At 54.0% G+C, this 22,158-nt stretch carries 17 protein-coding genes and 1 pseudogene; 4 read left to right on the forward strand and 14 right to left on the reverse strand.

Features of this window, described 5'->3' with window-relative positions; all coding sequences use genetic code 11:
- Window positions 1–191 precede the first annotated feature (191 nt).
- Window positions 192–827 (forward strand): S24 family peptidase, encoded by a 636-nt coding sequence (locus V7650_RS15845; protein ID WP_335657181.1) that lies wholly within the window; start codon window positions 192–194, stop codon window positions 825–827.
- Between the two features lie 23 nt (window positions 828–850).
- Here the strand turns inward: V7650_RS15845 and mobF are convergent, their stop codons facing one another.
- The 4 genes from mobF to V7650_RS15865 form a co-directional block, all read right to left on the reverse strand.
- Window positions 851–3,778 carry a MobF family relaxase gene (gene mobF / locus V7650_RS15850; RefSeq protein WP_335657198.1) on the reverse strand — a complete coding sequence of 976 codons (2,928 nt, stop codon included), beginning with the start codon at window positions 3,776–3,778 and terminating at the stop codon, window positions 851–853.
- Between the two features lie 43 nt (window positions 3,779–3,821).
- Window positions 3,822–6,095 (reverse strand): type IV secretion system DNA-binding domain-containing protein, encoded by a 2,274-nt coding sequence (locus V7650_RS15855; RefSeq protein ID WP_335657182.1) that lies wholly within the window; start codon window positions 6,093–6,095, stop codon window positions 3,822–3,824.
- Window positions 6,085–6,417 (reverse strand): hypothetical protein, encoded by a 333-nt coding sequence (locus V7650_RS15860; protein WP_335657183.1) that lies wholly within the window; start codon window positions 6,415–6,417, stop codon window positions 6,085–6,087. The genes V7650_RS15855 and V7650_RS15860 overlap by 11 nt, the downstream gene beginning before the upstream one ends.
- 768 nt (window positions 6,418–7,185) lie before the next feature.
- Window positions 7,186–7,407: a hypothetical protein gene (locus V7650_RS15865; RefSeq protein ID WP_335657184.1), complete on the reverse strand. Its 222-nt coding sequence runs from the start codon at window positions 7,405–7,407 to the stop codon at window positions 7,186–7,188.
- Between the two features lie 339 nt (window positions 7,408–7,746).
- Here V7650_RS15865 and V7650_RS15870 point away from each other — a divergent pair, with 339 nt between their 5' ends.
- Window positions 7,747–7,992, forward strand: coding sequence for a DUF6437 family protein (locus V7650_RS15870; RefSeq protein ID WP_335657185.1), 246 nt, complete (start codon window positions 7,747–7,749; stop codon window positions 7,990–7,992).
- Window positions 7,993–8,076: 84 nt separating this feature from the next.
- Here the strand turns inward: V7650_RS15870 and V7650_RS15875 are convergent, their stop codons facing one another.
- The 7 genes from V7650_RS15875 to V7650_RS15905 all read right to left on the reverse strand — a co-directional run bounded on the left by V7650_RS15875 (window position 8,077) and on the right by V7650_RS15905 (window position 13,087).
- Window positions 8,077–8,466: a single-stranded DNA-binding protein gene (locus V7650_RS15875; RefSeq protein WP_335657186.1), complete on the reverse strand. Its 390-nt coding sequence runs from the start codon at window positions 8,464–8,466 to the stop codon at window positions 8,077–8,079.
- Window positions 8,467–8,857: 391 nt separating this feature from the next.
- Window positions 8,858–9,217 (reverse strand): DUF6915 family protein, encoded by a 360-nt coding sequence (locus tag V7650_RS15880; RefSeq protein WP_335657187.1) that lies wholly within the window; start codon window positions 9,215–9,217, stop codon window positions 8,858–8,860.
- On the reverse strand, window positions 9,217–9,681 hold the full coding sequence (locus V7650_RS15885) for a DUF6878 family protein (RefSeq protein ID WP_335657188.1): 465 nt from the start codon (window positions 9,679–9,681) through the stop codon (window positions 9,217–9,219). Before V7650_RS15885 ends, V7650_RS15880 begins: the two co-directional genes overlap by 1 nt.
- Before the next feature lie 122 nt (window positions 9,682–9,803).
- Window positions 9,804–10,760, reverse strand: a complete 957-nt coding sequence (locus V7650_RS15890; RefSeq protein WP_335657189.1) for a DUF2493 domain-containing protein — start codon at window positions 10,758–10,760, stop codon at window positions 9,804–9,806.
- 243 nt (window positions 10,761–11,003) lie between these two features.
- The gene (locus V7650_RS15895) at window positions 11,004–11,741 is read right to left on the reverse strand and encodes an RES family NAD+ phosphorylase (RefSeq protein ID WP_335657190.1); all 738 of its coding nucleotides are present in this window, start codon (window positions 11,739–11,741) and stop codon (window positions 11,004–11,006) included.
- Window positions 11,713–12,090, reverse strand: coding sequence for an MbcA/ParS/Xre antitoxin family protein (locus tag V7650_RS15900; protein ID WP_335657191.1), 378 nt, complete (start codon window positions 12,088–12,090; stop codon window positions 11,713–11,715). The genes V7650_RS15895 and V7650_RS15900 overlap by 29 nt, the downstream gene beginning before the upstream one ends.
- A 70-nt stretch (window positions 12,091–12,160) precedes the next feature.
- Window positions 12,161–13,087 (reverse strand): ArdC family protein, encoded by a 927-nt coding sequence (locus V7650_RS15905; RefSeq protein WP_335657199.1) that lies wholly within the window; start codon window positions 13,085–13,087, stop codon window positions 12,161–12,163.
- A gap of 131 nt (window positions 13,088–13,218) precedes the next feature.
- Here V7650_RS15905 and V7650_RS15910 point away from each other — a divergent pair, with 131 nt between their 5' ends.
- Complete coding sequence (locus tag V7650_RS15910) at window positions 13,219–14,385, forward strand: ATP-binding protein (protein WP_335657192.1); 1,167 nt, start codon at window positions 13,219–13,221, stop codon at window positions 14,383–14,385.
- 90 nt (window positions 14,386–14,475) lie between these two features.
- Here the strand turns inward: V7650_RS15910 and V7650_RS15915 are convergent, their stop codons facing one another.
- The 3 genes from V7650_RS15915 to V7650_RS15925 all read right to left on the reverse strand — a co-directional run bounded on the left by V7650_RS15915 (window position 14,476) and on the right by V7650_RS15925 (window position 21,452).
- On the reverse strand, window positions 14,476–16,455 hold the full coding sequence (locus tag V7650_RS15915; RefSeq protein ID WP_335657193.1) for a ParB/RepB/Spo0J family partition protein: 1,980 nt from the start codon (window positions 16,453–16,455) through the stop codon (window positions 14,476–14,478).
- Window positions 16,456–16,601: 146 nt separating this feature from the next.
- Entirely contained in the window at window positions 16,602–20,849 is a 4,248-nt protein-coding gene (locus tag V7650_RS15920; RefSeq protein WP_335657194.1) for a strawberry notch-like NTP hydrolase domain-containing protein, read from the reverse strand.
- Window positions 20,850–20,948: 99 nt separating this feature from the next.
- Window positions 20,949–21,452 carry a DUF7146 domain-containing protein gene (locus V7650_RS15925; RefSeq protein ID WP_335657195.1) on the reverse strand — a complete coding sequence of 168 codons (504 nt, stop codon included), beginning with the start codon at window positions 21,450–21,452 and terminating at the stop codon, window positions 20,949–20,951.
- Between the two features lie 98 nt (window positions 21,453–21,550).
- On the opposite strand from V7650_RS15925, the pseudogene V7650_RS15930 reads away from it, so the two are divergent.
- Window positions 21,551–22,158, forward strand: a pseudogene (locus V7650_RS15930) (IS3 family transposase); the annotation flags it as partial.

The raw sequence follows: 22,158 nt of genomic DNA on the forward strand, positions 1-22,158 counted from the left end.
TCACCCACGGCGCGCCTGCCAAACCGGGTCGGCGACATATGCGTCTCTTTCAGGTGTATTTCTATACGATCCAACAGTTTCACTTGAGGCCTCCTCGAATCATAAATTCCTTGTGTTCTTGTTATGTTCCTATTAGGAAGATTACATATTGTCTAGGATAAATCCTATTGAGGGGTCGAAAGGCACAAAAGATGGATGATGTACGAGAAACTCTGGATCGACTGATCCGCGAAAACGGGGATGATTATTCCGGCCTCTCAAAAATGCTTGGCCGTAATGCAGCCTATATCCAGCAGTTCATAAAGCGCGGCACACCGCGCAAGCTGGACCCAGAGGACAGGCTTAGGCTGGCGAGCTTTTACGGTATTGATGAGCAACTCTTGGGCGGGCCGCCGCCAACTGGCAGTGACGGAATGGTCGAAGTCCCTGTGCTCGATGTCAATGTTTCTGCAGGACATGGCGCGCTGGCGACAAGTGAGGATAGGAAAACACGTTTCTCGTTCGATGAACGCTGGCTGCGCAAACTGACACCGGCTAGGGGCGCCAGCCTTTCGGTTGTCCGCGTTATGGGCGATTCCATGGAACCAACTCTATCGGACGGCGATGACGTTCTCGTGGATGCCTCTGACCATGGTTCGCGGCTGCGCGATGGAATCTATGTGATGCGGGTCGATGACACGCTGGTGGTAAAGCGCATTGCGCTACGCCCCGATAGTCCTTTCATTACCATTGCCAGCGATAATCCGGCCTATCCGACCTGGGAAGATGTTGATCGCAGCACGGTCCATATAGCAGGCCGCGTGCTTTGGTTTGGTCGCGCGCTTTGATCAGAGGTTTGCTCTGAGACCATCTAAATTCCCATATCCAATGGCTTGCTGTGCTCTTTCTCAAGTTCTCGCTGGTCCTTTTGCGGTTCTTTGGGCGCAATGTCCTGGCCTTTGGCAAGTCCGGTGGCAGCAGCTTTGCCCAGACGTGCGGTCACTTCGAGCGCCGATGTTTTTGCGCCGTCATTTTTCTCCACTGCCGCTTCCAGTTTCTCGCGGTTGTCAACGATGAGCGTCAATCCATCGCGCAATCGGGTAATTGTCACCAGAAACGTCTGTTTGTTTGAGAGATTGCGCTCGCGGCTATCCATGACCGCGATCCCGCTATCAGAAGTTAGCCCCTGCGCCATATGGGCGTTGAGCGCGTAAGCCAGATCAATACGTTTTAGCATGGGATCTTTATGGGGCAGACGATGCTCCATGCCGGAAGATGTTCGCAAGTGAACATGCCCAGCATCAATTGCTGTAATATTTGCCTGATCGGCATTGAACAATCCGCGTTTGTGATCGCTGTCGGTCCAGCGGATTTTATCGCCAGCATAAATATCGAGCTGCTTCTTTTCATATAGAGCGATCTGATCCTCAGCAGCATTGGCGCGCAGTTTGCTGACCTGGAAGCTCCGTTCCCTGCCCTTGCGATCCTTTAGAACAAGCTGTTTTGCGCGATCATCAACCGAGACGACATGATATTGCCCTTTGCCCAAGCGCTGACTGCGATCTGCAGCCTTGAGTTCGATCATCATGCCGGGATTGTAGTTGTGAATATAACGCAGTTCTTCGCGGGTGCTGTTGACGCGGGAGAATGTTTCAAGGCTCAGCCCGCGTTTTCCCAGTTCATTATTTTGTTTAAGCCCGGCCTGGACCGCTTCATTGACGGCTGCGCGCAGCGCCCGCCCTGATGCATAGATGGCCGTGGATTGCCGGTCTTGTGGAGAGAGTTCCAACCAGCGTTCGGCAGCGATTAGGGCGCTGCCCTCTTTGGTTTCGATAATATGGTCCTTCAAATAGGACATGGCCTCGCCAATATTACCAGCCTGGGCTGAATATTGCGCGCGGCGCAGTGTCTTATCGCGGGCCCGCAAATTGGTGATCATTTTTGCAGTATCAATGCCCGAGGCCTGTACAAGCGCAAAGGGCTTACCGGCATCGACAGCGCCAAGCTGCTTCTTGTCCCCGATCATCACCAGACGGTCGACCTCTAGCAGGTTGGCTAGCCGGACCAGCTTTTCTTTTTCGACATTGGAGACCATCGAGGCCTCGTCGAGAACCAGCACATGGTTTTTCATGGCGGCTTTGGCTTCCGTGAGAGCATTTTTATCCGCTCCCTCCTGTAGGAGGTTTTTGTGACTTCCGATGAAGCGCGCCAGGGTCATCGACGCAATCCCGGTATCGCGTTCGAGCATCTGGACGAGCGTATTCTGGACGGCGAGACCCAGAACCGTTTTACCATTCTCGCCAAAAAGCTGCGAGACGGGTTTAAGAAGGCTGCTCTTGCCTGCCCCGGCAATGCCCTGCACCGCGATAATGCGGTTGGACGATGATAATATCATCCGGCCTACGGACTCTTGTCCTTCGTTAAGTGTCATCCCAAAGTTAAGACCCGCGACCGCTTGCAGCTGATCGCCTGCCATGCCCCATGACAAAAAAGGCTCTGACTTGCCCCTGCCCGCTTCAACCTGTCCAATTATCCGCTGCTCGGTCTGCAAAGCATCACGCGTGGTGACAAAATCACGGTCGCGTCCTTTGCCCCGAACAAGCTCACCTTCCCTGACCAGCGCCCGTACACGGCGTTCGACATGGGCAATGGATGTCGGTAGGCCAAAATCCAAAGCTGTCTTGTAAACATCATGAACCCCAAAGGCTGCTTCGCGCTGGCTCAGATGGCGGATGGCTGAAGCGGTTGCCTGCGCTGCGGCAATCTCTTCGCGGGGTTTGTTCAGGATATGCACTGGCACCAAAGGATCGGCGGAGGGCTTTGGCCCAAAGCCTTGAATTTTTTCGGCAAACGCGCGCAGGAAAATCATCCCTTTTTGGGCCAGCGACAGATTGGGATGTTTGTCAATTTCCAAACCTGCTGCGCGAATGTTCGCTTTGTCGATCAATCCGCCAAGATCGAGATCCATCGCCCGTGCTGCTTCCTGCCATGTTGTAGACAAGGCATCCCTGTCCTTTATGGCTTCTTTGGGCGCACGGGTGGCCAGAGCGGCAATCTTGCCAGCTTCCAGTCCTGATCCCCGGCGCGCATCAAGCACCTCCTGTCGGCGCGTAGAAAAGGCCATGACCGCTTCGCGCGATATACCTGCGGCTTCAAAATTACCGTGCTTGCCTTGATGGGCAGGCTGATAGCCAAGCTTTTCGATTTCAAGACGAAAGCGCGCCATCGTCATGCTGTTCAGAAGCGTGTTGTTCGACCAGAGCTTGTCATTATGCAGCGCCCGCCATTTGGCGTCCGGGCCTTGGGTGATATTGGCGACAACCGCGTGAAAATGAACATTGGGTTCAGAATTGCGATTGGTATCATGCTGGAACAGTCCAATGGTGAGATTGCCGGAACCAATGGCCTTGATCTTGCCGCGAGAAAAAACCCGTGTTTCGGCGATATTTTTCTCGGCCCATTGCAGCGTCTCGGTCACCGCAGTCCGGTAAGCTTCGATGATCCGTTTATCGCCGCCCACCAGAGCGATTAACGACCAGCTTTTGGGCAGCGAGAAAGTAAGATCGGTTCCGGCGCGGTGATATTGATTATCGCTGCCAACACGCTCGCCATTTGGCAATTCACCGCGCAGCAGAGCTTCAAAGCCGCTCGCGTCCACCTGGCCCTTTAAACCTAACCGATCCGCTCCTTCTCCGATCCACTGACCGGACCGGTCGGCATCGGCTTTGGTATAATAGTTATCCGCCGCAAAATAAGTGGCAGCGCCGCCCGCAGAGCGGACATTGGAAGCGGAGAGCATAGTCAATTCCTATTCTTTGAGCGCGCCCTCCACCGCGCAGGTTTCACATGTCATATTCGCCGATATCGCGGTCCGGCTCATCACGCACAGCGCCTTCGCGCAGGTCGCGGCCAGCATCACGCGGCGAACCGCTGAGCGACCGGGCCTTGTTTGCCGGATCGGATGGATCAGGCAGATCAGAGCGCTGCTGTTTGTCATCTTCGGGAGACGGTGATGGCGCCTGCTCATCCTTGCCGAGCGATTTAACCGGACCATCGGTAGCCGGATCCGCTGTGCCATCCTTGAGTATTTTATCTTGAGGCTCATCGGACAATTGGACATCGATGATTTCTACTGGTTCCCGAAAGGCAAACTCCTTTTGATCGGCCGCAGATTGTTTGACGCCTTCTTCATTGTCATCGGCGTCCGCTGCTGGTTCTACCTCCCCGCCGTGGCTATTTTTATCTGTCCTGTCAGGCTTGGAAGACAGCAGAGGTTCTTTCCGGGGTGCACTGGATTCACCCGTTTCATCGGGCTCATCAAATGCCCGCGCAATATATCCTTCGGCTAGACTGGGCCAGGATTGCGGGATCAATTTGACCGGCGCAGCGGGGAAGCCATCGGGGAATTTGATATAGCCGTTAAGGCGCGGCAAGTTCATAAACTGATCGGGCAGCAGCAGCGGTTCGATCTGCCTTCTGGGGGTTAGACTGACGGCATCACGGGCATTATTATAGCCGTAACTATAGCCTTCTTCCATGTCGCGTATCTGCCGGTGACCGATAAAGTCTGAGCACCATGTTGCCGTTTCCCGGTCGGCTGTAGCCAGTATTAATTTGGTCCGCGCAAGCGAAGACAATGTCATCGCCATATTTTCACCATACACCTCCTTGAGTTTGGCAAATGCATGAATACCAGTCACGATAGCGCCGCCAAAATTGCGGGCCGTTTGCAAACCTTTTTCCAGCGCTGGCAACCGGTGCAATGCGCCCAGCTCATCAATCATGAACCACACCCGCAAATCGGATGTCCGGCTCATCGACATGAGGGTGTTCATCGCGGTGTCCATCCACAATGTCAGCAGCTTGGAACAGATACTCATGTCCACATAGCGCGCGGATATAAATATGATCCCGCCGCGCGCGGATTCATCTTTTATCCAGTCGCGGATTGAGAAGTGCGGGCCATGTTTGGGCAGCAGCATTAAAGCCTCGGCATTGGCATTAAACACAGCCCGGATCGAAGTTGCCATGCGGGCCGCTTTGGGCGCGGTCAGTTGCTCCGCGACAGTACCCTTTAGGAGCTTATGAACATCTGTGAGATCGGCCGTAATCAGCTTGTTTGCGAGCGCCTCGTTGGTTGGCGTTCCCGCCTTCATCAGTTGCATGCAGGATTGCACAAATAGCGAGCGAGCGCCGATGACCCAAAACTGGTCTTCGCCCCCTCCATCCTGCGGTACTATCGCTTCAGCAGCGCTATGAAATTCGGCAATGGTGCTGCAATCATTGAACACGCTCCACTGCGGACAGCGGGCATCAAGCGGGTTCAGTATGACATCACGGGAGGCGTCATAGAAATGTTCGATAAAGGCACCGGTTAAATCGAATATGACGGCGCGCTGTCCCTTTCTACGAGCCTCGTCAATCATCTCCAACAAGGCCACGGTCTTGCCGGTTCCGGTTGTCCCGATCAGCATCGCATGGCTCTGCTCAAGCCGCCAGGGATAACGAACGCCGGCTATTGCCGAGGGCTTGTAATAACCTGCCTTGTCAAGCGCACTCTGTCCTGCCAGGCGCCAACGCCAACCTAAAGCGGCGCGCATTTCCCACGCTTGCTCGCTGGCATTGTGACGGGTTATTTCTGCTTGCAGTTCGGGCAGTGTGGCAAGCTGCGCGCCGCGTTCATGTTTGCTTTCTTTCGACCGTCCGCCAAAATACTCAGCAACCCAGTAGAACAGGATAAAGGCAGGCAGAAACAGCAGTGCGGAGATGGCCAAAGCCGTGCGGAGCGCGGTCCATAATTCGTCCATTGCCCGCACTACCGGAGGGAAATTTGGTACCGCTGCAATCGCCATCTCCATGCTCGCGCCGCCCGCAAGATCAAGATTGACCGCCTTGGTAGGATCAAACTCCATGAACCCGTAAAGCGATGCATAAAGGTTCATACCGGCAAGGTAGCGCTGATGGTCGGTAAGACCCGATGTCACCATCCAATAGGAGATGCCCACCAAGAGAACAGCAGCAATGATCAGAGGGGCTTTGAGCCCGCTAGCAAACATGAAACCAAAGTGTCCGAGAAGCTGGCTACCGCGCGTAAAATTGACAATATTACGCTTCATCACGCCCTCCATTTAAGGAGGAGGAAGCAAGCCCCAATCGCTGGAGGCGGCGCGCATAAGCATCATGGGTTTTTTGCCGAAGCGAACTATCTGGATGGGCGGTCAAAATGGCATCAAGCGCAACGGATGCAAATACAACCTCGCGGGCTTTGTCGAGGTCCTTTAGAGTATCATTACGACCTTCATCCTGCGCAATATATGCCGCCATGACAAGATCGCGAATGAAAACGCTGACACATTCGCCGTGGCCATCAGCTTCCGATCTTACCCACTGTGCAAGTGGATAAGAAAGATAGGTTTGTAAGCAAATATGGTTGGTCATACTCAGGTTCCTTGACGGTCAAGAACCTGGTTCACCCTTCGAAAAGCCCAATAAGAATAAATCGTGAACAAGTCTAAGTCAATCAGATATATTTTGCTATGTATCAATATGTTGCGGAGATATGATTGGGCTAAGACTTGCCAAAAACCCACCAAGTCTTAGAGGATTTGTCTATTACATCTGGCCATTTTGGTACTTAAACAATTGATATCAATGAAGATAACCAAGGCAGCGAGCTGCGTACGGTGTGCACTCTTTTGTTCCCAGCTCGGCAGTAAATTTCCAGGAATTTTCTCGATTACATCATGTGGCGTTATGCCACGTGGATAGCATGGATAAAAACGCGCGCTGATGCTTGACATCAGCGCTCCACAATTACCCCATGGCTATAATTTCAAACTAAAGCACGAGCAAAAAATAAGGGCAGCAGAATGGGGATTCCGCTGCCCCTATGTCACCCGATTTGGGTGTTTTCCATATCAACGCCGGCCCGGGTCGCAAATGGCCAGAATCGATACGGAAATTCTGAATAATCTTTATTCCTGATAGTTAGCAACTCGATGCCTAGAATGATTGTATAGAATCGACTTTCGGCAAAGTACCTTGTATTTCTCCCTGTTAGGTTTAAGCCAACCGACAGTGCAGAAAATGTCTTTCAGGCCGACGGTCGGGGGGCTAGTTTGAAAGACATTTTCGGCGCTACCACTTTCTGAAGCGAACAAAAATAGTGGCAGAGACCGTTTCCGGCCCCTGCCCTGTGTGTCGTCCTTAGAATTCATCCAGCAGCGCCCCATGGACAGTATGGACAACCCGGTTCATTGCCCATGTCGGTAGCGCGTTATAATCTCCTTCATCCAAGGCTACATAACCCTGATCGTCGTCCTCAACGACATGCTGATCAAAGAAGCTATGAAGAGCCCTTCGTTCCGCTGTTTCTACCGCTGCAAAATAACTTTGTGCATCATATACCGTATCAACTGCCTGTGTCATGTTTACCTCCTGAAATTTGTCAAAATGACGACAAGTCTCGTGATGCGTGAAGGGTTACCGGGTCACAGGACCGGCTGGAACAGGCGGCCGCGAAGCGGCGATGGGGGAAACGATTTTATCGCGTAAGGTGGCCCAGCCGCCGGAGCGGTAAAATGGTGGGGCCCCGTCGTCCTTTACGCGGTGGCCCTTCGCGCATCATACTTGGACTTCAAGTGAGCAACCCCTCCCCAAATTCGTATTCCACATCCAGATTACATTCGCCAAAATCATTTTCCTACAGGTGGGACAATATGCAATTACGGAGTTTCAAGGGGTCAACACTGAGAAAAAGGAAATCTCATGCCCAGAAAAACAGGCGCGCTTGCAGCGCTCAAGAAACTTGAAAGCGAACGCGCGAAACTCGACACAAAACAGCAGGAGCTGGAGACCAAAGCGGCAACCGAACTGGGCCGGATGTTCCTGGGAAGCGGGATCGAAACGTTTAGCGCAAAAAGCCTCAAGCTCATAGGAATAGCGCTGGGGAAGATGAATGAAGAGCAGGCGCTGGCCACACTGAAAATTGGAGGGTCTGCTCAAACGCGTTAATATCAACCTCCACGCACAAGAACATAAAAAAGGCCGCGCCGGGAAACCGGCGAGGCCTGATTGATTAAGCATGAAGATCAAGGATCATTCATCGATGTCGGGAGCATCCTTGTTATCCTGGGAAGCACCGCGGGTGAGAAAGTCCACCTTGTCGGCAAGAATTTCGCAGCCATAGCGTTTGATTTTGTCGGCATCTTCCCACTGCGTATAGTGGATCCGGCCTTCGATCGAAACCATCTGGCCCTTGGTGCAATATTGGGCAACATTCTTGCCCAGACCGTTGAAGCAGGTGATGCGGTGGAATTCTGCATCTTTGACCGTAAAGCCTTTTTCGTCCTTGTAGGTTTTGCCTTCACTGTTGCGGGCTGGCCGATCGGTTACGACCGAAAGATTTGTAACCGTTGTACCACCGTTTGTTTCCCGGCTTTCTGGATCGCGAGTGACACGTCCGACCAAAACTACGATATTTGTCATGATATTTCTCCTGATTTAATCTTCAAACCGGAACCATTCCGGCTTGCGAACTGACGAAAGAAACAGGGAGAAGCGGCATTGCACCGGGAGGCGCGAAGCGCCGGAGGGAAACCGGCTTTGTCCGGGTGGTGCGGGCAGCACCTGAAAGGTGCAACACGGCCGGTAACAAAGCTGGTTGCAATGTGGCTGACCTGGTTCAGGAAGGTTCGCGAAAAAGCCGAATTGGTCACGGTTGATTTGGTCCTCAGGAGGCACTGGCAGCTCGTGTTTTGGATCCGTCAATCGCGACTGATGCAAGAATGTTTAATGGCTGGCTTGATGGTTATCTGTTGGGATCGCGCCTGTAACACTGGCAACACTTTGGATGGAACAGGCTGCTCGAGAACAAGCCTTACACCGCCATATTCGTATCAATGGTAACAAGCTTTGGTTGCCCCCGCATCATCCAGGCCTGTGGTTCGATAAGTCGCGCCCAATCCGCAAACGAGGGGATAGTTCCCAAATCTTCGATGACATGCTGTTCGCCGATCAGGCGGACAGGAACCTCGCGGCCATCGGCGTTAACAATGACCGTACCAAAGAGTGATTCCAGCATGAATATACCTTCAGCATGATGGCGGAGCGCCCGGTGCCTCGGGTCCGCCAGTATTTCTTTCGATTTGTCGAACCATTGGTGCAGCGGCAGATAATCGCTCACCTCTCCGCCCCATTTACGGACCGAAGAAAGCGCATGATAATGACAATGCGACATTATTCCTCTCCCCCAATTTCGGTTTCAAAATATTCGGTCGCACGAAGACTGCAACACAGTGCCATTGTTCCTTCTTCAACCTCGATCCTAAAGATGCCATAGGCTCCTTCATTGATTTCCCATCCCGGATGATGCACTTCCAGAGCATCATAAGCGACGGTTTCAAGTGCTTCCGACAGAGGCATGGATTTACGCATGATCATTGTTGAGCCGATCTCAAATGTTTCAATCGCAACTTTGCTATCGGAACACTCGACTGGTTTGTTATCGTTCGAATAATAAGTTGCGCCTTCCAGACAACCGCTGTCGCCCATTCCGTCATAGTTGAGTTCAACGCTCGCCACATTTGCTTCGCGCAGTGCATCAAGAATAGCTGGTTTGTTGCGCTGAAAAGACTGGATCAAACGCGCATTGCGGGTTTTCTGTTTGTCGAAATAGTCCGTCATCCATTCACTCGGTTCCATGATAAATACCTCCGGTTCTGTTTCAGCCGATCACACCGTGTGTCCGGCTCAGGGAAACCAGAACCTCCTCCCCTCTTACTGAAGAAAGCCAGCACCGCGGCTGCGGCGCTGGCTCGGACAGCCTAGCTGTCCTTGTCGGCTGGCTTTGTCTTGGGGCTGACGCCAAGAGGTCCGCGGCGGTCAACGACGGTGATACGCCGTCTCTTGGCTTCGATGACCAGACGTTCCAAAACGCCATTCCCGGGAAATGCAATGACGTAGCGAGGTGCAAGACCGAGCATCTGTTCATTACGCTTGAACCCGGCCCGTGCGCCCAGATGGCGATCCAGTGAAAATGTGAGCTGCGCGACGCCGCGACGCTCAGCCCAAGAGGCAGCAAGACGGTCAGCACCTTTGCCATCACCGCCATGGATCAGCACTATGTCAGCAACGGAATTATGCACCTTGTCGAGCGTGGCCCAGACGTTGTTTGCAAAGGCTTTTGCATCTTCGGTGCAATCCTGCTTGGTGCGGCCACCTGCGAATATAATCGGTGTGCCTTCAGGCATCAGCGCCTTGCGTCTGGACTGGCTGCGTGCTTTGAGAAAATCACGGCCCTGAATGACGGCAGAGGTCAGCATCGCGCCGTGATTGGCGCGGGAACTGGAAACGGGTTTCCAGGAGCTATGCGTTTCATCGAGGTAGAGCGCTGCTGCAACTTCGCGCATTTCTTCAAAAGCGACCATGGAAGCTTCTGCCGCTTGCGCGCGTTCAATCTGCTCTTCCAGATTACTGGTATGCACTTCGGATCCATCAGCAGATGCGATGAGTGCCCGGACCTCATCCGATGCCCGGTCAAGCTGCTTTGATTTACGCTGCGCTGCGCGGTGGAAGAGATTGACGAAGCCCCATCCAAGATCTTCAGCGTCGGCTTCAAGAGCGGTATCGGTAAAGACAGCAAACAAATCCGACCAAACAGCTTCAAGTGTCTGCGAGATAGCATCCTGAGCTGGAAAATCCGCAGATGTGAATGGGGAATTGCTGATCGTGAGACCGGAAAGGTCAAGACCAGCAAGTTGTTGCTTGAATATATTGTCCATGATGTTCTCCTGATATGCGGGAGTTGTGCGGCACCTTGCCGCTTTATCCCGCAAGAGCCCGAAAGGACCGTCAGGGCGCATGGCGCACCGCCGACTGGCGGGGAACCTCGCGAGACAAGGCTGGCGCGGGCCACACGGGCCGCAGTCCTCGCGGGGTTGCGCCAAAGCTCTGATGGTCCAGGGCTTCTCTTGCGGGGAGAAAATGCGGTCAGATGCTCCGACGACCATCAGGAGAGTATGGGATCAGTGTCCAGGCGAACTTGGCAGCCCGAAAATCTCCGGTTCAAAGGCGTAGCTTCCCCCGCCCGGAAAAGCCGCAATGGCGCTCAGTCGCCCCTGCTCGAAACGGAAATGCCAAGTCTGGTGATAATCCGGTGTCTTCCCGGCGAATAGGGATGGATCAAATATCGCGCTATTACATCCAGCATCCGGATCTCGCACCGAGACTGTGCGGATAAGCTGCGCATCTGCTTTGCGGGCAACATCGGCAAATTCCTGACAGGCTTTGTAGTCATCCAGATGCGTCCAGTCTGATACCTGCGTGTCAAATGGCGGCTTGGAAAGATCAACCGCGCGTGAGGTCGAAACGGCAACGGAAAAACTTAGATGCTCGCTGGTCCGGTTCCCCGGCACAAAATCCGGCGACCGGCTGAAAAAGCGCAGTCGCCAATAGGCAGTCTCTGCAATCGCTGTGGCTTCAGCTTCACTGGCGTAGAAAATACCAGGACGCTCATTCGCCCGCCGGAACCGGCTTGGGCTTTTATGACCGTATCGAAAGGGTGAAGCGAGAAGATAATGCAGACCTTGTGCAGACTTGGGAAGGTCCGGTTTTGCTTCTTCAGCAAGCTCTTCAAGGCGTGACTGATCTTCGAAGTTTTCCGCCAGACGATTGGTCGATATCCGGTGCTGCGCTTCAACCACCCGCCAAACGGTTTTGCGGTAGCGGCGAAATTCAGACGCGAGCGCGGTGGGCGTCCACATAGTCACATACCGTCAAAAGTCCCTTGAAACTGTCGATAAGATCAATCGGCCGCGCTTCAAGATCAAGATTATGCGATGCGAGCCAGGATTTGGCTGCATCATCATCACTGCCCATGAGCGCGTCCAGACTGCGGAACAGGCGCACGAGAAATTGCCCGGCTTCAAAAGATTTGGAGGCAGGATCAAGAAATGTTTTCCCGGAACGAAGCCGGGAAATAGTTGCTTCCGATAGACCTAGTACCGCACTTAATTTGACATTGCTCAGGTTCCAGAATTCTGCAACTCTACCAATTGCAGAACTTAGCAACCTATCATCGCTCCGTTCTATTTCGAGTACCCGTTTAGTCATTTTCATTTCTTTCTAATGAATGTATTTTACAATAATCTTTCATTTGCAAGATTGCAAGTTTTTTGCTCAATCATGCGGCATCGGATAATTCACCAGGCTCTTGTTGCACATAACCGCCAAGGCTCAACAGCAGATTTGACGCCTCTTCCGCACGCGCCGCCGCTGTCAGTATAGCGCGATCATCCTTTTTGAGCAGCTTTAGCCAACTGGCGATATAGCTTGCATGATTATCCAGATGTCCGACCGGAAGGCCAAGCTCCGCGCCCAATATGGCACTGGAAAGCTCTGCTACCAGCTCTTCGGCGGCATAAGCAGCACTGCCAAAACGGTTCTTGAGATCACGATTCAGGCGCGACTTATGGCCTGACCAGTGACCAAGTTCATGAGAAAGGGTCGCACAAAATTGGTCATAGCCATCAAACAGACTGATGGGCGGCATCGTAATACGGTCAGCTACCGGTTCATAGTAGGCGCTGCTGCCATGCTCGCGGATATTGGCACCGATATCCCCAAAGAACTGGTCGAGCTTTTCCGTTCGTCCCTCCGGTTCGATATCCAATACTTCAGCCTTGGGATGGTAGCGTTCGGGCAGACCGTCGCATTGATCGGCATTGAATATAGCATAGGATTTGAGCACGCGGCGGGTTTCCTCCTGCGCTTCACCATGATCCGCAGCTTCGACTTCTTTGGTATAGCTTTTGTAGAATATGGCGATGGACGATTTTTCGCCCTTACGAACCTGACCGCCAAGCGATGCGCATTGCCGGTAGGTCATCCAGTAAGGAGAGTTAAAGCCACTTTCCTGAGCCATCATCCAGAGCCAGAATACATTCATTCCGCGATAGGGCGTACCGCAACTGCGCAAGGGCCGTGAGACTGGAAGTCCTCTCCAGGGCTGTATCCAGGGTTTTGTTCCAACTTCCAGTTTTTCAATGATCGCGGCGGTGATCCTTGCGGCTGGGGATATCTTCGGTGAGAGATATGATCTTTTGGGCATGTGTATTCTCCTGAGTATATCCAGCAAAATTGCCGGATCAGACAGGCCCAAGCCCCCCTCTCCTCTCTTGGTCGGAAGTCCGGCCATTAATATACCTTGCAATTCTGGAACTGTACTCCATAAATGCAAGGATGATTGAACGCCGAATTCATGATATCTTGCTTGAAAGACTGGATGAAAGCCCCGCAGTTGCCTTGCTGGGGCCGCGTCAAGTGGGCAAAACGACGCTTGCGCAGGAAATTGGGGAAAGCGGCCCATCCATCTATCTTGATCTGGAATCGGATGCTGACCGGTCCCGATTAAGAGAACCGGAGCTTTATCTTGGCAGTCATGAAGACAAGCTTGTAATCCTCGACGAAGTTCACCGTGTTCCGGATCTTTTCCAGAACTTGCGCGGATTGATTGACAAAGGGCGTAAAAAGGGAAGGCGCACAGGCCGGTTCCTCCTGTTAGGGTCAGCATCTGTGGACCTGATGCGCCAGTCGGGCGAAAGTCTGGCTGGCCGCATCTCCTATCTGGAAATGCGCCCACTTGACCCTCTTGAAATCGATTCAGGCGATTTGAATGCACTTTGGGTAAGGGGCGGATTCCCGGACAGTTATCTTGCCAAAAGCAATCAGACGAGCCTGCGCTGGCGCAGGGATTTTATCCGCAGCTATCTGGAGCGGGACATCCCGCAACTGGGACCGAGAATTGCCGCTGAAACACTCAGACGTTTCTGGGTCATGCTCGCACATCATCAGTCAGGTCTATTAAACGCTAGCGATTTCGCAAGATCACTGGGGGTCGATGGAAAGACGGTTGCCTCCTATCTCGACTTGATGGTTGACCTGTTGCTCGTTCGCCGTCTTGAGCCTTGGCACAATAATACCGGCAAAAGACTGGTTAAATCTCCGCGTGTTTATGTTCGCGATAGCGGTATTGTTCACGCGCTACTCGGCATAGACAATCTCGAAGCCCTGCTTGGCCATCCGGTCGCCGGAGCCAGCTGGGAAGGATTTGTCATCGAAAGCCTGATCGCTGCCGCACCCGAAGCTACGCTGGCTAATTTTTACAGGACATCGGCAGGAGCAGAAATCGATCTCCTTCTGACGCTGCCCACAGGCAAACGGTGGGCGATTGAGATCAAGCGAAGCTTGACGCCAAAATTGGAAAGAGGCTTTTATAATGCCTGCGATGACATACAGCCGGACCGGAAGCTTGTGATATATCCAGGTTCCGAAAGCTATCCCCATTCTGAGGACATTGAAATTGCATCACTGCCGGAAGTTGCCGGTCAACTGGCCGCGACCCGGTAATTATCAACTACCATGATTTTGATGAAAAGAAGCGGCTTGCCTTAAAAAGGCAAGCCGCTTCAGCCAGAAGGCCACCTGTCAGGAGGAGGATCAGGCAGCCTTATCGGCTATCTCTGGAATATCTTCTGATGCGCCGGCTTCCGAAGCATCATCTTCCAAAACTTCATCAGCCGCAGACAGATCAGCAAAGCGCATCGCATCGGGAACCCACCGCGCAGCTTGCTGTTTGACCTCAGCCTCAGCAATGAAGTTTCCGGAGAAGATACGCTCGGCCGTTGCTGCAAGATCGGCCTTTTTCGACGCGCCGTAGCGGTTCGACAGTTCAAGACCGCCAACTTCTTCCATGCCGCCAAGCGTCTTCGCCTTGGGTACACGGTCAAAATAATTGGTAGCAGTCGGACGCCACCAAGCCGCCATATCGATTTCCAAGATACCGCCCAGATAATCGTGCAGCGGCACTTGCCGTTCGCCTTCAACATTCAGGCTCGCGATCAGCGTTCGCGAAACAACATGGCCGAGCCAAGCGCTACGCGCATCATCGCTCAGCTCCCGAAATGCTGCGAAACGCTCGACATCGGTAGTGCCAGCTTTCCAACTTTCATCCAGCGAAGTGCGCAATTCCGCCAATGCTGCACTTGCCGGTGCGTCCTTTGCCTCAAAATTATGCGCCGGACCATGGGCGACCGGGCCCTTGAGAGTCGATGCCTCCTGTGCCCGCCAATCATGGCTGTCGCTATCCGCAAGCGTGAAGATCATAAAATCAAGCGCGAGCGCCGGATCGCTCGCCACATGAAGCGACAAAATATCGCGCCGCTGCATCGCCAGTTCATCGACAAGTCGTTTGGACAAAGCCGTACGCTTGGGTTTGGCGGCCTCTCCTTCTTCGACCAGTTCAACACCTTCATCTTCGAGCTCGACATCAACCTTGTCCGTATAATATTGCGGAACCAACGTCGGTACCCCGTCATTGCCAAGCGCCAGAAAAGCGCCTGCTTCACTGCGAAGCGCATCTGCCAGAACTGGCTTGCGATCATTGAGCAAGCGCATTTCCTCTTCGATTTCCGACACTCGTTTCTCGGCTGCGAAAACGTCATCTTCGCTGCTGTCTTCATTTTCGAGAATGACGGCCTCATTGTCGTATTCGATTTCCAACTCGGAAAGACGCGCGATTGCTTCCTCGCTCAGCGGTTCAAGCTCGGTAGGAAGCCGGTTCATGCCTTCGATCAACTCGTGCGAGACATAACAGTCGAGAGTCGGCTTTACCCAAGCGAGACCATGCTGGTCTTTGACCTCATCGGCACGCCATTCCATTTTCTCAGCGGCGAGACGCTCCAGAAGCGCAACATCAACCCAGCTTTCGCTCTCATCATCATCGAACAGCTCCCGGTCGATCTTGCCGCCTGCCTCGAGATAAGCATCGCGCCCGACCAGAACAGCACGCGGATCACTGGCTAGGACACTAGCGTCCAGAACCATGCGCCGGATGCTATCGGGTGTAATTTGATAATAAGCGCCCGAGACTTCCTCGAACACCTGGGCCTGGCGTTCGACATCCGAGGTCGCGCCATAAGCTTTTGCAACATCAAGCGTGATGTCGCCGCTTGCCAAAGCCTCAAAAACCACTGGTGCTAGTTTGGCGAGCCGCAGACGCCCTTCGATAAAGCGAACCGTCTGACCAAAGCGAATGGCGACGTCTTCGACGCTTGCACCGTCATTGATAATGTCCTGGAACGCTTCGGCTTCATCGGCTGGGTTGAGTTTTACACGTTGGAAATTCTCGGCCAGACTGATTTCGCGGATCTCATGTGCTTCGCCGTTTTTAACGAGGCATGTAATCGGCTCGTTTTTCTTAATCGCCTTGTCCTTGGCAAGAGCCTTCAACTGTTTGAGACGCCGGCCACCTGCCGTGACCTCAAATTTGCCGCGAGCTACTGCGTTGACGACCAGATTTTGCAGCAATCCTCGCGCGGCAATGTCCGCCTTCAGCCATGCATCGGCTGCGGGATCAGACCGCTTGCGGACATTTTTCTTGGATTCAACGAGCTTGTTGAGTGGTATAGATTTGAACATTTTTTAACTCCTGATTGATCGAACCAACGATCTTCGGCGACCATCGCCAAAACCGGGTTCAAAAGAGCCAAGCCTCCTCCCCTCTCATTCCCAGGAGCGGCGAGTTCTCTTTCGGGTGGTTTGAAATTGAAGAAGAACGACAGCGCTCAGGCCGCCAGTTTTTCCAGTATCTGCGTTGCTTCGTTGACTGGCACAAAAAGGCGCGTGCGATAGCGGATGATCTCGGTGAAACAGCCTTTGGATTTATACCAGTCGAGGCGCTCAGCAGAAAAGCCTGTCAGTTCCAATCGCTGACTGCCATTGACCATCGAGCGTTTGGCCATGAGACCATCATGGCTTTGGACAGAGACTGGCTTACCGCTTTGCATCACCATTTCCGCAATGCGCGAAGGATTTATTGATTGGTTCATGTCGAGACCAAAGGCGCGGGCTAGGTCGGCCATATCGAGCTGGGAAATTTCGCGGCCAATGATCGAACGCCCGTCGCTTGCTGCAATACGGGTGACACGGACAAACTCTCCTGGAATTTTATTCCAGACTGGCAGTAGCAATCCGGTGGCAAGATGTACGCGTTCATGGGCCGTTTCTGATGCGGCCTGTTCTTCCTCTTCCAGCCAGCCTTTTCGGAAGCTTTTGAAATCGACCTGCTCCCAAAGGCTTTCCGACAAGGCTTCGAGCGTCCAATTTGCTGATTTTAGCGATCTGATCAGGCGGCAGCGTTCGATTGTCTCTCCCTCATCGGTGATCATGCGCTGGGTGGGAATAGATAAAGCAACGCCGCCGGAGCGCGCATTGCGTAATAGTTGGACCTGCGGCAGGCTAAAGTCATGAAGCTTGTAAAGCCGCTTGAAGCGAAGCGGTTTGAGCGGGCGCCGTGTTTCCAACGTCACAAGATGCGTGGTTGCGCCCGAGACGCTGTCCGTTCGAAGCAGCGTGTCCGACACAATTTCAAAGGTATCAACCGCAATCGTTTCAACGCCCAGGTCCAGGGTCCCCGCTTCACGCGCCGCCTCGACGCGCGCTTCGATCAGCGACAGATATTCATCAAATATAGCGTTCTGCAAAGCGATGGGCAGCGCCAATATCCGGTTTAACCAGCGCTGGATGGTTGGCAGTTTTTCAGCCAGATCACCATCGGGTGTTTCAAGTTTAAGGCCCGTGATATCCTGGAACCGGTCCAGTGATACCGCATCCAGCTTGCCAGCATTGAGCAGATGAAACCAGCTGGTGAGTGCATCGCGGGCATATTCGCTTTCAAGATTATCAGCCGGATTGAACAGGTTTTGCCCGCCGGTTTGTCTTTGACCTCGGGTCAAGGCGCCAAGACTATCGAGCCGCCGGGCGATGGTGGAGATAAAACGCCGTTCGCCTTTGACGTCAGTGGTAACGGGCCGAAAGAGCGGCGCGGATGCCTGATTGGTGCGGTTGGTGCGTCCCAGACCCTGTATAGCATTGTCGGCCCGCCAGCCCGGTTCGAGCAAGAAATGGACGCGGCGTTGCTGGTTTTGCACATCAAGATCAGCGTGATAGGACCGGCCTGTCCCGCCTGCATCGGAAAATATAAGCACGCGCTTCTCGCCGTCCATGAAACTCTGGGCTTCGATTAAATTCGACCGCGCCGTGCGGCGTTCGAGGCGTTGACGTCCGTCGCTGCCATTTACAAGCCTGCGGGTCCGGCCCGTCACTTCGGCAACATGATCTGTTCCAAAACGTTCGATTACCGCATCAAGCGCCGCCCAAATGGGCGGAAGCGCGCAAAGCTTTTCGATCATCGCGTCTCTTGCCTGAACGGCGCGCGGGCACAGGACCGGATGGCCTTCCGAAGTGGACATAGGCTCTGATCGCAAGTTGCCGTCATCATCGCGGTAAACCTGCATCAAACGGACAGGAAAACTTTTGGCGAGGTAGTCTATGACATATTCCCGCGGGGACAGGTCGATATCAAGCTGTTCACGTTCGTCAGCGCTGAGATCGGCAAGTCTGCGGTTGAGCATGGCCTCGGCGGTCGAGACAAGCTGCACAACGGCGGAATGCCCGTCTTCCAATGCTTGTTCGATCGCCGGAAGAAGGCTGGGCAGTTTCATCGATAGCAGCAGCTGCGCAAAGAAACGCTGCTTGGTGCCCTCAAATATCGAAAGCGCCGCCGCCTTGGCATTCCGGTTAAGCGTGTCACCGCTATCCTCATCGACTATTCGTGTGGCTTCGAGCGCGGCCTCGAGGTTCTTGTGAATAATCGCCCAGGCACCGGCATAGCTATCGTAGACCGATATTTGTTCCTTGGTCAGTTCATGTTCGAGAAGCTCATATTCAACGCCGGCGAAGGACAAGGCGCGGGCCAGATAAAGCCCCTGGGATTTAAGATCGCGCACGACCAGTTCCATCGCAGAAATTCCGCCTGCACGGATATCGCTTAGAAACTTATCATAATTTGGAAAGGCGGTTTCCGGACCCCAGAGACCAAGGCGCGCCGCGTAGCCAAGGTTGGCAATATCAGATGCGCCGGTTGCCGATGCGTACAAAACCCTCGCGCGTGGCAGAAGATTTTGAAGACGCAGACCAGCTATGCCCTGCTCGGATCCTTTGACCTTGCCGCGGCTTCCCATTCCCCCCAGCGCATTGGCCATTGCATGGGCTTCATCAAAGGCGATGACGCCGTCAAATTCCTCCCCTGTCCATTCCAATATTTGAGCGAGCCTTGTCGTATCCACCCGGCCCGAACGCAGCGTTGGATAAGTAACGAATAAAATCCCGCCTGACATTGAAACCGGCCTTCCCCGCTTCCAGCCCGAAAGCGACTGGATATCAAGCGGCAGACCGCCGAGCGCGGACCAATCGCGGCGGGCGTCCTCAAGTAAGGTCTCGTTCTTGGTAATCCAGATATGGCGGCAATGGCCCTGCAGCCATCGGTCCATGATGACGCTGGCAATCTCACGGCCCTTGCCTGCTCCGGTTCCATCTCCGAGGAAGAATCCAGTCCGATAACGAGAGCCCTCTTCGGACGGTTCCAGCCCGGAACCTTCGTTAATTGTTCTGTAAGTACCGGGCAAATCGCGGGCGAAGGCATTGACTGCATAGATAAGCGTTTCGCACTGCGCATCGGAAAGAAGCTGTTTCTCTCTCCAATCTGCTGGAACCACCGGCTGATGCTGCGGGACCGGCGCAGCAACCGACCCCATCGCCACCGATTCCACCAGCGGTGTCGGGTGAACAGGAGCATTGTCGATTGCAATCCGGCTTGGCCGGTAGGCTAGATAAATGCCTTTTTGCTCCGGCGTTGGTGCCGCGTCGCCGAGAACTTCAAAGATGAGCTTTTCGGATATTTGGGTGTCTGGAGGGGATTTGGAAACTGGCGCGACAGGGCGTTTCGAACGATTGTTCGATACCAGCGCGAGCGGCTTTGCATTGGACCTGGAAGTTTGCGCAGTTGGTTTGGAGATAGCGCGGGCGGGCAAAGCACAGCAGGCTCTGTACAAACCCTCAAAATCAGCGATGTCGATTGGCTCTTCGCATTGCTCGGAAGCGACCTTGTCCATGACAACGAGACGCACGGTGATGCCGGTTCCCCGTCGCGCAAAAGATCGCGTGATGCGCGCATCAAGACGAAGTGCACATGGTGCCGGCTCGCTTTTGGCAAATTTGGCGGCGCTAAAGCCTTCGGGCATGATTGCGACAAAACGGCCGCCAACTGACAGACGTCGCCAAGCAGAGCGTAAATGCCGCAGGGCCGAGCGACCATCTTTTCCGCGTTCGGCGCTACGCGCAAATGGCGGGTTCATAATGACAAGGTTTGGATTGTGACGGGATGGAAGCAACTCATTGATCAGCTCGCCATCGTGCGAGGAGAGCGGAGCGCCCGGAAACAGCTCGCTTAGGCACGCACTGCGCAGGTCGTCGACTTCATTGAGAATCAGCTTCGCGCCAACAAGATGCGGCCAAATGGCGAGAATTCCCGTTCCGGCGGATGGCTCGAGTACGATATCTTCGCGCGAAATGCCCGCTGCCAAAGCCATCGCCCAAGCAAGACGAGCCGGGGTCGAAAATTGCTGGAGGGCAATCTGGTCATCATGCCGGTTATGTTGTGGAGGAAGCGCTTGCTCGAGGGCCACGAAGCATCTGTTAGCTTCAGCAAAGTTGGGATTGAGTGAAATGCTGGAGTGCTCGCGAAGCCATAGCAGTTCAGCCAGTTCGATGGCGCACCCGGTCATTTTTACTGACCAACCATCTGTCGCATCGCTGCTCCCGGTGAGGGTCTTGAAAATAACGTTGATGTCTTTTCGTGTGAGTTGAGAGCCTGCTCCGAGGTGACTTACTATTTCGTGAGCGGCCTTGATTACTGTTTCGCTTGCCAGATCCTGTGTATCGTCGAGTTGCAACTGGGCGTTTTGTAGAGTCATGATGGTTTTTCCTCCGTTAGGCACGGACAGACCACAGACGGCCTTCTCGTGCATAAACAGGAAAAGGCCCCCTTTCCTCTGGGTCACAGGTGGACCGGGTTAGGTGGAAGCTGCGTTTGCTCGAAACAATTCGTTATTCCAGTCATCGCCGCGTCGGCTAGGCCGACGCGCTATAATGGACCGACCAGGCATCTGGAAATGTTCACGGGCCTTGGCTTCGGCAAGGTCGCCGCCAGCGTCATGATCCACGAATAGATAAAGCTGCTTCACGCTTTGCGGGATGGTCACGATACCAAAACGCTCATTGCCCAATGTTGCCCAGATCGGGATGCCGGTAAGCTGGGCCGCGGATATCGCGCTTTCTGTGCCTTCCGCTAATCCCAGAACACCATCTTTGGCTGGAAGAATGCGCACCGCACCGGTGCCGAGCGATCCGAGCGCACGCTTGGGATATGGAAAATCAACTTGGCCCGAACCATCGGGAAGTAGGAAAGTCCGGTGAATGGCCATGATGTGCGCATCAGTACGCACCGCTGCCAACATTGCTGGTAGAAAGCGGACATGGCCCTTGGGACCAAGCGGTGTGCGGTCAAGAAAGCGCAATTCTGGGGAAGTAAGAGGTGGCTCGGGAAAACTGCACAGCGGGATAAGTGGATTTTCTGTCTAACGTCGGCCAGAGCGGCCGCATGACAGGAGGATATATGAGCAAACGACCGCGCCGGAACCACAGTTCGGCATTCAAGGCGAAGGTGGCATTGGCTGCCGTGAAGGGTGAGAAGACGCTGGCCGAGTTGGCGCAGCAGTTTGACGTTCATCCGAACCAGATCACGACGTGGCGAACGCAGTTACTGGAGGGGGCTGCTGGTGTTTTCGGCTCGGCAGGCGCTGCCGCAGCGGCGGAACCGGCGATTGATGTGAAGACGCTGCACGCCAAGATTGGAGAGTTGACGCTGGTGAACGATTTTTTGGCCGGAGCGCTCGGGAAGGCGGGACTGTTGCCGAGCGCAAAACGATGATCGCCCGTTCGCACGCGCTTCCGTTGACGCGGCAGGCACAGGAGCTCGGGATCAGCCGGGGCAGCGTCTATTACCTGCCCAAGCCGGTGTCCGCCGCCGACCTAGCGATCATGCGGCAGATCGACGAGCTGCACCTGGAGTTTCCGTTTGCAGGCAGCCGAATGCTTCGCGATCTGCTTCGGCAAGAGGGCATCAAGATTGGCCGGCTGCACGTCGCCAGCTTGATGAAGAAGATGGCGATCGAAGCCATCTACCGCCGCCCGAACACCTCAAAGCCGTCGCCGGGGCACAAG

This window comes from Parasphingorhabdus sp., assembly GCF_036964565.1.
Lineage (GTDB): Bacteria > Pseudomonadota > Alphaproteobacteria > Sphingomonadales > Sphingomonadaceae > Parasphingorhabdus.